Origin of the sequence: Bifidobacterium sp. ESL0798 (genome assembly GCF_029395415.1) — a bacterium.
Classification (GTDB): Bacteria; Actinomycetota; Actinomycetes; order Actinomycetales; family Bifidobacteriaceae; genus Bifidobacterium.
Genome location: NZ_CP113914.1, coordinates 18760 through 32976 on the forward strand (window position 1 = coordinate 18760; position 14217 = coordinate 32976).

General features: G+C 57.6%; 6 protein-coding genes. All 6 read left to right on the forward strand.

The features are described from left to right. Window positions 1-195: 195 nt before the first annotated feature. On the forward strand, window positions 196-669 hold the full coding sequence (gene mscL / locus OZX74_RS00070) for a large conductance mechanosensitive channel protein MscL (protein WP_277156589.1): 474 nt from the start codon (window positions 196-198) through the stop codon (window positions 667-669). Window positions 670-799: 130 nt separating this feature from the next. Further along, a complete protein-coding gene (locus OZX74_RS00075; RefSeq protein WP_277156590.1) occupies window positions 800-1027 on the forward strand; it encodes a hypothetical protein in 228 nt (75 codons plus the stop codon). Then, a complete protein-coding gene (locus tag OZX74_RS00080) occupies window positions 1024-1791 on the forward strand; it encodes a helix-turn-helix domain-containing protein (RefSeq protein WP_277156591.1) in 768 nt (255 codons plus the stop codon). The genes OZX74_RS00075 and OZX74_RS00080 overlap by 4 nt, the downstream gene beginning before the upstream one ends. Before the next feature lie 423 nt (window positions 1792-2214). Next, window positions 2215-6189, forward strand: coding sequence for a CshA/CshB family fibrillar adhesin-related protein (locus OZX74_RS00085; RefSeq protein WP_277156592.1), 3975 nt, complete (start codon window positions 2215-2217; stop codon window positions 6187-6189). A gap of 551 nt (window positions 6190-6740) precedes the next feature. Beyond that, window positions 6741-10244, forward strand: a complete 3504-nt coding sequence (locus tag OZX74_RS00090; protein ID WP_277156593.1) for a CshA/CshB family fibrillar adhesin-related protein — start codon at window positions 6741-6743, stop codon at window positions 10242-10244. A gap of 426 nt (window positions 10245-10670) precedes the next feature. Further along, entirely contained in the window at window positions 10671-14189 is a 3519-nt protein-coding gene (locus OZX74_RS00095; protein WP_277156594.1) for a CshA/CshB family fibrillar adhesin-related protein, read from the forward strand. The last annotated feature ends 28 nt before the right edge of the window (window positions 14190-14217 follow it).

Genomic DNA, 14217 nt, shown 5'->3' on the forward strand with positions numbered 1-14217 from the left:
GGCCATTGCCAACCCGCCCATCCGGATGTGAAACGGGGAATCCGCCATAGATAAGCCACTGATGCGTGCTCAGTGGCTTATCTATGGCGGATTCGTGGCGGAGGCATCGGGCGAAGGGGCGGGCGTCGGGAATGTATGGAGCGCTTTGCCGGTTGTTTGTTTAGTGGGAACGATATGACATACCGGGAGGGCAGCATGTTCAAGGGCTTTAAGCAATTCATTTCGCGTGGCAACATGATCGACATGGCCGTCGGTGTGGTTATGGGCGCCGCGGTGACCTCTGTGGTCAATTCGCTGGTCAAAAACCTCATCAATCCCCTGATCGCCGCGATCTTCGGCAAGCCTGACCTCGATAACGTCCTCACCTTTACCTTGAACCATCATGCCGTCATCTCCATCGGCGCGATTCTCGGGGCGCTGCTCAACTTCCTGTTGATTGCCATCGCCGTCTACTTCTGCATTCTCGTGCCGATCAACAAATTCCGCGATATGTCCGAAAAGCTTTTCAAGAAGGAGGACGAGCAGGACGAAAAGAAGGAAATCAGCACCGACCAACAGACTGTCGACCTGCTGAAGGAGATTTCCGCGGAGCTCAAGGACATCAAGGCCGGCAACAATGGCGCAGGCCAGATCGAGAAGGGCGATGCGGCCGAAACCGAAAGACAGTAGGTTTGCGATACGAAATTGTTTGTAATACGATAATCTTTGGCCGCAGGGGGTTACATTAGCCCGATTTGTTACTATGCTTGGTTGCACGGGTGTGATTCGGTAATTGAGTAAGGGACGGTAGGATTCAAGTATGTTTGTTCGTAACGATTCGCTGATGAACGGAAGGCCTGATAATGTGCGTTCCGTGAGACAAGGTACGGATGCGTTGCGCAACAATACCGCGAATGTCGCCGATTGCTCGTCTTCAGGTCAGGCTGCCAATTACGGCGACACCGCTGATTCCGTGGGTAGCGGGCATATTCGCATCGCCGGCGAACGCGGAAAGATCCCGGCCCGCTCCTCTGTTTTCCCGAAGTGAGTTTTTCGCACATCAATCTGCCGGCCACGGTGATGGATTGGAAACGTGAGAACTCCACTGCGGAAATGGCCACGATGACTTTCGTGATCCATGGCCATGTGGAAATCAGCACGCCTGACAACAAGATCCTGAAGCGGCATCCGGGCGTGTACCTTATTCCTCCGGAAACCGGCGATGTCGTTTACAAAACCACAGCGCCCGCCAATGAGCTTATCGGGGTGAGCCTTTCCTCGCGTCTGTTCGCCACGATTCTGCCTGATTACAAGACCTTTTTGATGATGGGGCAGAATTCGAAGCTCGATGTTGTTTCGTTGCAGCCGTTGCTCGCTTTCGTGGTCAGCGCCTGCAATCTCAACAACCCGCATTCTCAGATGGTCGATACGTTGGAAACCGTGGCGAATAATGTTGCGCGCTCGCTGCTGATCGCGTGTTTCGGACAAGGTATGAGCGTGATGCCGCTGATTGAGCGGGTGCGCAAGTATATTTCTCAAAACTATACGGATCCGACGTTGAGCGTCACCAAAACGGCCGAACATGAGAATGTTTCCGTGCGTACCGTTCAACTGGCGCTGCAGGAGGCGGATACCAATTTCACCGCGCTTGTGCGTCGTGCCCGCACCGATGCGGCACTTGAGCTGCGCAAGAGCCAGCCGTCGCTGACGCTGGTGGAGATTGGGGACCGTTGCGGGTTCGGTTCGGTTTCCTCGCTGCGTCGTGCGCTGAAGTTGTATGAGCAAATGGAAGACGAGGACGACGAAGAGTAATATCTGACCTTTTCGTTGGTCTCTTGGGCGTGTGTCGCCTATTGAGCCGTTTTGATCGTTTTGCTATTTTGGTGCTCGTTGCGTCTCTCGGCGTGTCGTTTTGTTTATGTAATTTAGATCACATCTTTTATTTGTCTATTGTATTGCGCAATGTAATACTGAAAAATACTTTTGTTATACATTTGTTGTATGTATGACTTCGCTAGGAGTATAATATTTATTTATTGTAATGCTGAACGAGTTCTTGTGACAAAGTTAAAAACAGCTGAAAATACTTCAAACAGCTTGCTTCTCACGAAATTCGTAAAAGCGTCAGGAGACGAAGAAGTGTCTAATCAACTAACTTCACACAAGATAAGCAATAAATTATTCATTAAAATCACTGCTATTGTCGGTACGATAGCCATGCTTCTGACGGGATTTGTGGCATTCACCAACACTGCCAACGCGATTCCTGCCACCGGTGGTAACGGTCGTATGGGCACGGCCATCAACTGGGTCGAATGGGGTGCGGAACACGACTCCATTTCCGGCTCGAAGGTGACGTGGACCAAGCCCGTTCAGGCAGGCCCGAGCAAGTGGATGGCGACCAGATGCTCCCTGGCGCCGACCGCCGGTGCAAGCGATGCGCTTTCGTCTTCCAATACGGTGACGGTCTACAAGCCGGGCAGCTACAGTGGCGACGGCTTGGGTCAGATGTACTTCGACGGTGCCCCCGGTTACGGCAACAATATGAAAATCGGCCTGGCCACCACCAACGACGCCGAAAAGGTGACGTTCGATTTCAGCTGTTCCGCGTATCTGATCGACTCCTCCACCGACCCGAACGGCAACCTCACCGATACGACCAACACCAGCGGCAGCGATTTCTTCAGTATCCCGCTGCAGGGCCTGGTTTTCGCCGATGCCGAGTCCAATAACTGGACGTATTACCAAAGCGAATACATCAAGGCCACTCCGAAGAACGGTACCAACCCGGCTTGGCGCCTGCTCGACAGTTACCGCACTCCCGGCTGCGACACCAATTCTGTGGCCGAACTCAAGGGCAGCACGATGCGCTTCCGCTCCGACGGCGGCCAGTGCTCCAATTCCGGCGGCACAGGCCCGTCCTCGACGATGTTCCTGCAGGGTTCCACCGACGCGACAGTGACGCTCAGGGGCGGCGGCAAGACGGCCGTGGCCTTGGGCAGCATCATCTCCTCCGATTTCGGCGACGCTCCCGAAAGTTTCGGTGTGGCTGGTTCCATGTTCCAGCCTTCTTGGCAGGGCGGTGAGCTTGGCAACGGCGACATCCCCGGCACCGATTACACCACCCAGGATCCTCACGATCCCGACACCAGCATGGTTGGCGGCAAGCTTTTCAACCTTTCCGCAGCCAGGGACGGGATGGGAAGCAACGCGAATCTGATTGCGCAGGCCGAGGCACCGAGCCCCCGACTTGGAGCTCACGAGGACGGCGAAGCCGGGCCGCATTTCGATGCCGATGCCGATTGGGATGACTTCAACGCTGACTCCGCCTTTGCGGTCGCCCCCGGTGACGTGGTCAACGATGAGGATGGCGTCGATATCCCGACCTCCACCCACGCCATCAAAGTATTGCCTGATGCGGACGGTACATTCACCCAGAAAGTTCGTTGCTACGGTTCCGGCGATGTGCGTGGCTGGATCGATTGGAACCACGACGGAATTTTCGAAACGGCACAGGCGACTGCGGCTGGTGAAAGAAAGGCCGAGGCCAGCAGCCAGGTGGCCTGTTCTGCCGATTCCAGTTCGTCCACTGGCTATTCGGCGACGTTGCATTGGTATTTGCCCGGCGACGCTAAGCGCCAGATTTCGGCGGAAGGCAAGCCTTCCTATATGCGTTTGCGTATTACGAATCAAAAGGCTCCCGGAAGCAGCAGTATCATGAACATGCAGCCGACCGGCATGACCAGCAGCTCCGGCGAGGTGGAGGACTACAAGGCCGATGTGCACGTCCCCACCCTGAGCGTTCGTACCAAGATCGCCGGCGACCGCAAGAGCCCGGACGACCAGGTGCGTATGGCCATCAATGTCGGCAACAGCGGCAGCGGCGGTCCGGAGATCAGCAATGCGACCACGACGGGCAATGTCAGCGGTTTGCAGCCGGCGATTATCGCGCCCCGCAGCGTGCGGCCGAGCTATGACTATACCGTCACCGCGCCGGTCACTTATGGCAGCGGCAGTGGTCCTTCGTATTACAATAAGACGGTCAAATGTGTTGATCTGAACAATGGCAGCGCCGACGTTCCGATAGATTCCAGCGGAAACCTGACTATGCCAAGCAATTTCGACACGAATGTACAATGTACCTATATTCTGACGCGCAACGGCGATCCGTCGCTGACGATGGCCACGGTGGTGCGCAACAGCCACGGCGGTACGAAAACCCCTGACGATTTCAGTTTCGGCGTTGTGGGTGATCGCTCGCCCGGCACGATCAACGATTTCCACAGCACCGGCGGCACCGGCAGCGATTCCCATTCGCTGGTTGATGACAATTATCTGGTCACGCCTTCCGCGCTTCCCGCGGGCTATGAGCAGGTCGGCAATGTGGTCTATACCGATGATTCCAACGGAAATACGATAACCCCTGATCCGGTGACCGGAAAGATCACCCTCGCCCCCGGCCAGCATGTCACCGGCAAGCGCATCGTGCGTGATATGCCCGGCAAGCTGAAGCTGGTCACGCAGGTCGACAATTCCAACGGCGGCACCGCCACCCCCAACGATTTCCAATTCGGCGTGACGCCCGTCGGCGGCAACGAAACCGATACGGTCGTCTATAACGAGGGCGATCAGAAAGAGGTCTCCGCGGCCAAGTACACGGTCGTTGGTTCCACACTTCCCGGCTATGCTCAAGTGGGCGATATTACGTATACCGATGACATCACCCATTTGCCGCTGACCCCGAGCGCCGCTCAGATCGCCATCGCCAACGGCCAGTCGGTGACGGGCGTGCGCAAGGTGGCCAGCAAACCGGCGAGCCTCACGATTAAGACCGTGGTACGCGGCGGCAGCGCGGTTCCTTCGGACTTCCCCGTGACCGTCACCCCGAACGGCGGTTCCGCGGTTTCGATGCCCGACAGCGTTTCCCATAACTTCCCCGGCAATCAATACGAGGTCGCTACGGATATGAGCGGACGGCCCGGTTACACCATCAGCAGCCCTCTGAGCTGTGTGCTCAACAACTCCGTGCAGGTGCCTTTGGCGAGTGGCAAGGTTCCGCTCAATTACGGACAGAACGTCGTCTGCACCCAGGAAGTCACACCGGGCGTGGCCCACCTGACCCTTTCGACGGTGGTTCAGGGCGACGGCACCGCCACTCCCAACGATTTCGACTTCACGGTCACCCCTGCCGGTGGCACCGGGGAAACCTTCAAGGAAGGCGTTTCTCAGAACGCCCCGACCGGCAACTTCACCGTCGTCGGCAGCGACAAGCCCGATTACGAGCAGGTCGGTGACATCGTCTACCACAAGGACAGCGACCCCAGCGTTACGCTGACCTTGGCCCAGGCGCAGGCCGCGATCGCGAATGGCGAGAGTGTTTCCGGCGTGAGAACCGTGAAAAGCCACCAGCCCGTCCTGACGGTCAAGCTCGTGCGCAACTACCGTTATGGTGGCACCGCCACGGGCGATGGCTCACATATCAGCCTGGTTCCGCAAAGCGGTTCTGCACAGGATGTCACGCTCGACACGGCCAAGCACGTCGCCTCCGGCACGTATTCCATCAAGCAGCTGCTGAGCGCGGGCTACAAGCAGGTCTCCATCGAGGTCAAGCTCGATAGCGGCACGCCGGTCACGGTCAACGGCGACGGCACATTCGTTGTGCCTCAAGACAAGAACGTCATCGCCACCATCAAGAACGAGGACGATCCGGGAACGGTGGAATGGTCCCGCTTCGACGAGGACGGCAAGACGCTCCTGCCCGGTTCGACCTGGCATCTGGACGGACCGAACGGCGCGAGCATCGACGTCACCGATTGCACGTCCGGTCCTTGCACCGGCGCCGATCAGGATCCGACGCCCGGCAAATTCAAGGTTCCGAACCTCCCATGGGGCGAATGGACGATCACCGAGGTCACTGCCCCGGCCGGCCATGAGCTCACCAAGCCGGCGCATCTGCCGCTGAACCCGACCGACGGGCTTTTCCAGCACACCGAGTTCCAGGACGGCAAGAAGCCGGTCGTCACTCCCGGCGCCCAGCAGCCGCCGGTTCAGGTCCAGCCACGGTCCCAGCCTGCTGCCACGCCGAAGCTTTCGTCAACCGGCTCGGCGGTCGCCATGATGGCCGTGTTCGCGCTGGCCGCATTGATGCTGGCATTCGGTATCGTGGCGGCCAAGGTGTCGCGAAAGGGACGTCACGCACGTCATGAGTGAGGTGAGGTGCTGAAGCGCTGTGATGCCGTGGGGCTGTTTCGCTGCGGCGTTACGGCGCTGAAACGCTGAGCGCTAAAGGATTTCGCAAGCCGGTTTGATTGCAAGGCCGGCCCGCGATTCTGGTGGGGCAACGGAAGTCGTTTTTCGTTGCCCCACCTAATTTTTGGGGAGCGTCAAGAAAATTCAGGGATGAATTTCGTCAATACGCGACAAATAAGACCGACCTCGCAAATAAGGGCATAATATTATAGCTTCAATATTTTCCCCTGTCCACCCGCAGATTGCTATGATGGCCAACATGAGGTATTTGTATTTCGTTTTAATACTTTTACGCAAATTCGCTTGATCTCATCGTTTCGTCAATGTTATATCGCTTGATGTTGAATTCTGCGATATCCGAATTACGCAATAAAAGTTTCTTCATTTGCATAATCTGATGCCGGCTATTGATTTATGACATTATTGAATTAGTACTTTTGTAATTCAAAGGCGAGTTTTTGGTACAGCGGTTACTCATCTACCGTTACTGGTCTTTTTGAAAGGAGACGAAGATGTTCAGACACAAAGGATTGGCAAAGTTGGCCGGTGTCGTCGGCGCATCTGCCATGGCGCTAACAGGCATGTTGGTGACCGGGACCGCGAACGCGGATCCGCCCAGCGGCAGCATGGTCGGCCCTCAGATTTCGGCCACCAGCGGTGATGGTCGTTTGAGCGCGGCCATTAATTGGGTGCAGTGGAACGATGTTGATGGTGTCGATATCAACGGCGCGACGGCGAAATGGATGGATGCCACCAATGCGGGTGACGGGTATTGGCTCAACACCCGCTGCGAAATCACTCCGGATGGCAGTGATCCGCTGAGTGGCACCAATCAGATGCAGTCGTACTTGCCAGGTGATTGGTTCGGCGACGGTTTGGTGCAGCTATATAACAACAAGTCCTCGAATCCTGCCGATGAGAACACTATGACCATTGGCTTGGCCAATAAGACCCAGGGTGCGAAAATCACCTTCAAGTATTCCTGCACGGCCTATCTCATTCAATCTCCTACAAGGCCGGTTTACACCACCGAGACAGTGCCGACTACCTCATATCAGGAAGTGCCGCTGCAAGGCATGGTCTTTGCCGATGCGGAGTCCAATAATTGGGAAACCGGCGGGCAGCATGAGTACATCAAGGCCACTCCTGTGCCAGAACCTGGCAAAACTCCGAAGTGGCGTTTGATTGATAGTTATCGTACGCCCTCATGCTCCACCAATTCTGTGGCGGATCGTAATGGAGATACTGTGCGTTTCCGTTCGGATGGCTCGCAGTGCGGCAATCACGGTCAGCAAGGACCATCGTCGGTTATGTTCCTCGAGAATTCCGAGCAAGCCGATGTGGAGATTAAAGGTGGCGGCAAGACGGCCATCGCGCTCGGTGTCGTGGCGGCTACCGATTTCGGTGATGCACCCGGTGTCAATCCCGGTGTGACCCCCTCGCCTGGCGCGGCCGACTATAAGGTCGGCAGCTCGCTCATGCAGCCGCAATGGGAGGGCGGCGAACTCGGCGGCACTGGCGCTGATGATATTTCATCCTCCGTCCCCACCCCGAGTGACACCGAAGACCCCGATTATCCTTTGGCCCCTGGATGGGTCACGTACAACCTTTCCCAGGCTCGCGACACCAACAAAGTGGCCGATATGGCCGCTTCCGTGCCCAGACTTGGCGTATGGGAGGATCCGGAATCCCGACGTCACTTCTCCACCAACGCCGATTGGGACGACCTGAATGGCAAGGCCGACCCGACCGACCCGACCAAGGCAGTGAGCGATGAGGACGGGTTGAAGGACGCGCCGCACAACAACACCCCGACCGATAAGAACGTCAAGATTCTGCCCACTGGCAACACGTTCACTCAGGCGGTAAGCTGCGCAACGGATACCGCTGCTGCGCGAGTGAAAGGGTGGATCGATTGGAACCACAACGGTGTCTTTGACGAGACTACCGAGGCCAGTGATCAGGTGCAATGCGTGGGTTCGGTTCCGTCTGGCGGTAATTATTCTCAAGGCACCGCCACATTGACTTGGACGATTCCGAGCGATGCCAAGCGCTCTGTGAAGGGTGAGACGGCGAGTGGCCAGACGTTCGAGCGCGTGCGTATCACTGGCGATACTGGGCCTCTCGGCACCGCTTCGGTTGGTACGCTTGCCGCTTCCGGCATCACCACCACCAACGGTGAGGTTGAGGATTACGCGGTCGACGTCTATATCCCCACGCTCAGTGTGCTGATGAATCTGCCTGACGGACGATATGCCGGCAGCGACCAGTTCGCAATGACCGTCAAGGATTCCACGGACGGCATCGTCGGCAGCGCCACGACCACAGGCGGCTTGCCTGGTGTGCAAACCGACCAGATTGCCCCTACAAGCGTCAAGTCGGGTTCGCAGTATACGCTTGCGGCTCCGCTCGATGCCGGTTCGGCCAGTGGCGAGAGCCGGTATTCCACAGAGCTTACCTGCGAGGATCTGGCCACCAACCCGGCCACGCCAGTGACGGTGACGGATGGCAAGATCACCACGCCGACAAGCTACGATTCCAATATCCAGTGCACCTATAAGAAGCTGATCCGTTCCAACCCGACCCTGACGGTGACCACGCATATCGCCGGTGGCGGCACGGCAACTACGGCCGATTTCCCGGTGACGGCGACCCCGACGGCTGGCGGGTCTGCGGTTGGTCTACCGGACGGCACTGGTTTGCCGCTTCCGGAAGGTTCCTACAAGATCAGCACCGACATGAGCAGCAAGCCCGGATACGAAGTGACCAGCCCGCTGGCCTGCACCTTGGGCGGCTCGCCGATCAGCCTCACTGATGCGACGGTGGCCATGGCCAATGGCGACAGCGTCGTCTGCGAGCAGACCGTGGCGCCCAAGACCCCGACCTTGACCCTCAAGACGGAAGTGGAACGCGGCAGCGCGACGCCCGGTGACTTCAACTTCACCGTCAACCCGACCACGGGCGACCCAGTGACGTATGCAGAGGGCGTGCCACAAGCCCCGCCGGCCGGTGGCATAGCCAGCGTGGTCGGCTCGGAGAAGGCCAACTATGTGGAATCCGCTGCGATTGTGTATTACAAGGATAGCGACGTCAACCATACCACCCCGCTGACGTTGGCCGAGGCGCAGACCGCGCTCAACAACGGCGAGAGCGTGACCGGCATCCGCAAGGTCACCACTCACCAGCCGAAGTTGACCGTCAAGCTCGACCGCGATTACCGGTTCGGCGGCACTGCCTCGGGCGACGGCTCCAAGATCACGCTGAACCAGCAGGGCGGCAGCGGCCAGGATGTGACCCTCGACCAACCCGAGTATGTTGCCGCTGGCACTTATTCGGTCTTCCAGCTGCTGAAAGCAGGCTATAAGCAGAGCGACATCAAGGTGACGCTCGCCGACGGCACGTCGGTCGCGATCAACCCCGACGGTACGTTCAATGTGCCCGATGACGCCGATGTGGTGATTGCGCTCAAGAACGTGGACGAGCCCGGCACGCTGGAATGGTCCCGTTTCGATCAGGATGGCAAGACGTTGCTTTCCGGCTCGAAGTGGAGGCTCAATGGCCCAGACGGGCAGTCGCTCGACATCGAGGATTGCACCGCCGAGGTCTGCACCGGCCTTGACAAGGATCCGACACCTGGCAAGTTCAGCGTTACCGGCCTCAAGTGGGGCGATTGGACGATTACGGAAACGATCGCACCGCTCGGTCACAGGCTCTCCAAGCCGCTGGCGTTGACCTTGAACCCGGCCGAAGGCCAGTATGGTCTGCTCAAGATGGGGGCATTCAAGGACGGCAAGTGCGCTAATGTCACGCCGGGTGTCAAGCTCGATCCTGATTTCAACGCCGAGCTTGGGCAGAGTGCAAAGGAACCTGGGCAGAATGTCAAGAAGCCAGGGCCGCGGCTTTCCGCCACGGGCTCCGATATCGCCGTCGTGGTGATGGTTGCCTTCGCGACATTGGCGCTTGGGCTTGTGCTCGCAACCGGTGCGACCAAGGTGCTGAGTCGCCGCGAGGAGTGAGGCGGCCTATGACACCGCGCTCGCGGTGACAGGCGGTTGAACGCATTCGGCCGGTTTCCTTCCGAACAATCGGAATGGGAACCGGCCGAATCGTATATAACGAACGATGTCTCGGATTTATCAAAAATTAATATGAAATTATAGACGAAATGTCTGGTTTGTCAAATTCTTACTTTTGAATAAGCAGGAATGCGTATTTCGTTTTCCGGCTTGAGCTCAGGAATAAAGCATTCATTGAGTTGCAGGCCATTATTAAACGATTAATCTAATTTCTTTATATTCACATCAATTGAATTTTCATATTCGTCGACTGCTTAATTAGAAAAATATTCTTAAAATGTGACATTATTGATAGTAGCTTTGTAATTCAAGTAGGAATCCAGAGACGGGTGTATTTTCTACGCGGTTCAAAGAGAGGAGCCGAAGATGGATGGGCGCAGGAGTCTTGCAAGGCTGGCCGGTATGGTCGGAGCGCTTGCCGTGGGTCTGGCCGGCATTGTTGTGTCGGGTACGGCGGTTGCAAACCCGCCGAGCGGCCATCCTTCCGTCGGCCCGCAGATCATCGCGACTGGCGGCAACGGGCGTATGCTCAACGCCATTGATTGGGTGCAATGGGGAAATACCGACGGGGATGAGATTACCGGTGACACAATTGTGTGGACGACTCCGTCGAAGATTGGCGACGGCCATTGGATCTCCACACGTTGTGCAGTGACTTCTCCCGGCGGCGTAAGCAATGCGCTTTCGGGAGCAAAACCGCTCAAGGCCTATAAATCGGGCGATTGGGGCGGTGATGGACTGTCTGATATGTATAACCAAGGTGGAACCGGCCACAGCAACACTATGATTACTGGTCTGGCAAACAAGGATGATGCGGAAAAGGTGACGTTTGATTTCGACTGTGCCACGTATCTGATCGATTCAGCAAGCTCTCCCTCGCTTACTCCTAGCACAAGCGTTGCCTCGTATACCAACGTACCCATGCAGGGCTTGGTGTTTGCTGACGCCGAATCCAATAACTGGTATGACGATGGTCCTGCAAGGCATCAGCAGGAATATATCAAAGCGAAGCCGAACACCCAGATTTCCAGCGCGGCCCCCATCTGGCGCCTGCTTGACGGTTACCGTTCTGCAGGCTGTTCCACGAATTCGGTGGCCGAACTGAAGAACAATACCATGCGTTTCCGGTCTGACGCGCCTCAGTGCTCCAATTCAGGTGGTGTTGGCCCGGCCTCGGTGATGTTTTTGCAAGGTTCGCAGAGTGCGCGTGTCACGCTTAAGGGTGGTGGCAATACCGCTGTGGCGCTGGGCAGTATCGCGCTCACCGATTTCGGCGATGCGCCGGAAAGCTATGGTGTGGGGAGTTCGCTGTTCCAGCCGCAATGGAACGGCGGTGAGCTTGGAACGGACATCGTTTCTACCGGAACCTATACCGGCGACGCGATTGACCCCGATCTCGGGGACCCTGCAGAAGGCATGGAAGGTGCCGCTTTATTCAACCTTTCTCAGGCCAAGATCGATTCCGCCACCGACTCCACCAAGCTTGCCAATTCCGACGAGCCGACACCGCGTCTGGGGGCGCATGAGGACACTGAGGCAGATATTCATTTTTCTACCAACGCCGATGGCGATGATATCCGTGGTGACGAGGTCTCCGGTTCCATCGAAAACGACGAAGACGGCGTGGCCCATGCCGTGAATACCAATGTGCAGATCAATCCCACCGCTGACGGCACCTTCACGCAGAAAGTGACCTGCAAGTCCACTGCGGACGCCGAAGTCAAGGGCTGGATCGATTGGGACCATGACGGTCATTTCGACGATGCCACCGAAGGCAGCAACCAACAGGGCTGCGTTGCTGACGCCGGTTCGTCCACCGGCTCTTCGGCCACGTTGACGTGGACTGTGCCCGGGGATGCCGTGCCAGCGGTGAAGGGCGAGGCGACACAGACGCAATCGTTCGAACGAGTGCGTATCACCGATGAAAAAGCGCCCATGAGCACTTCCATCATGCGGCTCACCCCGACCGGTGTGACCACGGGCGGCGAGGTCGAGGATTATGCGGTCGACGTGCATGTCTCGATGCTCAAGCTCCAAGTGAATTTGCCGGGCGGACGGCATGATCCTTCCGATCAGTTCAGGATGTCTGCCAAGGACTCTACCAGCACTGAGGTCGCCAACGCCACTACAGCTGGTCCATCGACAGGTATCCAGATCGACCATGTCGGCCCCAAATACCTTGCCCATGGCTCTGATTACACGATTTCCGCTCCGCTCGCGGGAGGCTCTGCCAGCACGGAGAGCCGATATTCCACGAGCCTGTCCTGCATCGATTTGGCCCACGGCGGCACGGCCGTGACTGTTGATTCCGACGGCAAATTCACCATGCCGGCCGACTCCAACGTGCAGTGCACGTTCAAGAAGCTGGTACGTTCGAACCCGACATTGAAGGTGATTACGCATATCACCCCAGGCGGAACAGCGACGCTTACCGACTTCCCGGTGACGGCGACGCCGACGCCAAGCGGAAGCGCGACTACGATGCCCGATAATGTGGGCGTACCTCTCTCTGAGGGCTCCTACAAGATTACGACCGATATGAGCAGCAAGCCGGGCTACCGGGTCACGAGCCCGTTGGCCTGCAGAATTGGTTCGACACCGGTGACCGTTACGGATGCAACTGTGGTGCTTACCAACGGCGACGACGTGGTTTGCGAGCAGACGGTAGCGCCGCAGACGGATGCGACGTTGACATTGAAGACGCAGGTGGAACGCGGCGACGCGCAGCCCGGCGACTTCAACTTCACGGTGACCCCGACCAGCGGTGGTCCTGCGACCTATACAGAAGGCGCGCCGCAGGTTTCCGCAGGTGACATCAGCACTGTAACCGGTTCCTCCAAGGACGGTTACGAGCAGGATGGTAACATTGTGTATTACAAAGATACTGATAACACCCATTCCACCCCGTTGACCTTGTCCCAGGCAAAGACGGCATTGAGCGATGGCGAAAGCGTGACCGGCATCCGCAAGGTCACTACCCACCGGCCAAGGCTCACCGTGAAGCGTGAACGTGACTACCGTTATGGCGGCACGGCGGCCGGTGACGGCTCTCGGGTCAAGCTGACCCCGCAAGGTAGCGCGGAACGTGACGTGACGCTCGATCAGCCCGAATATGTCGACGATGGCACCTATTCCGTGCGTCAGCTGCTCAACGACGGTTACCGGCAGGAGAGCATCAAGGTCGAGCTCGCCGATGGCACGCCGATCACCATCAATCCCGACGGTACGTTCCAAGTGCCTGCGGATGCTGACGTCATCGTCACCATCAGGGATGTGGACAAACCCGGTGTGTTGAAATGGTCGCGCTTCGATAAGGACGGCACGACTCTGCTGCGCGGTTCCAAGTGGCGGCTGACCGGCCCTGGAAACCAAAGCCTTGAAGTTGAGGATTGCACCGCCGTTGCCTGCACCGGGGCCGACCAGGACCCTACGCCGGGCAAATTCAGGGTTACCGGACGCCAATGGGGAGCATGGACGATCTCCGAGATCGTGGCTCCAGCGGGGCATAAGCTTTCTGAGCCCGTCCCTCTGACGCTGAATCCTGCCGAAGGAGAGAACGGATTGCTCAAGCAGACCCAGTTCCAGAATGGCAAGTCTTCTGAACCGGTGCTGGATCCGAACCCGGATCCAGATCCGAATCCCACACCGTCCCCCGAACAGAAACCCGCCTCGACACCAAAGCCCGCGTCCGATCCCACGTCGAATTCTGCGCCCAAGTCCGCGTCCGATTCCGCGTCGGGTCCTGCGCGCGACCCTGCCCTCGAACAACTTCCTGCTTCAGGCTCCGACGTGACCATTGTCATAGTGGTCGCCTTCATCTCATTGACACTTGCGGTGCCGCTTGTCTCTGTCGCTTTCAAGCAGCTGCGTCGTCGGGAGGAGTAGAAGAGCGATATAGCGGCAACGCGATGAA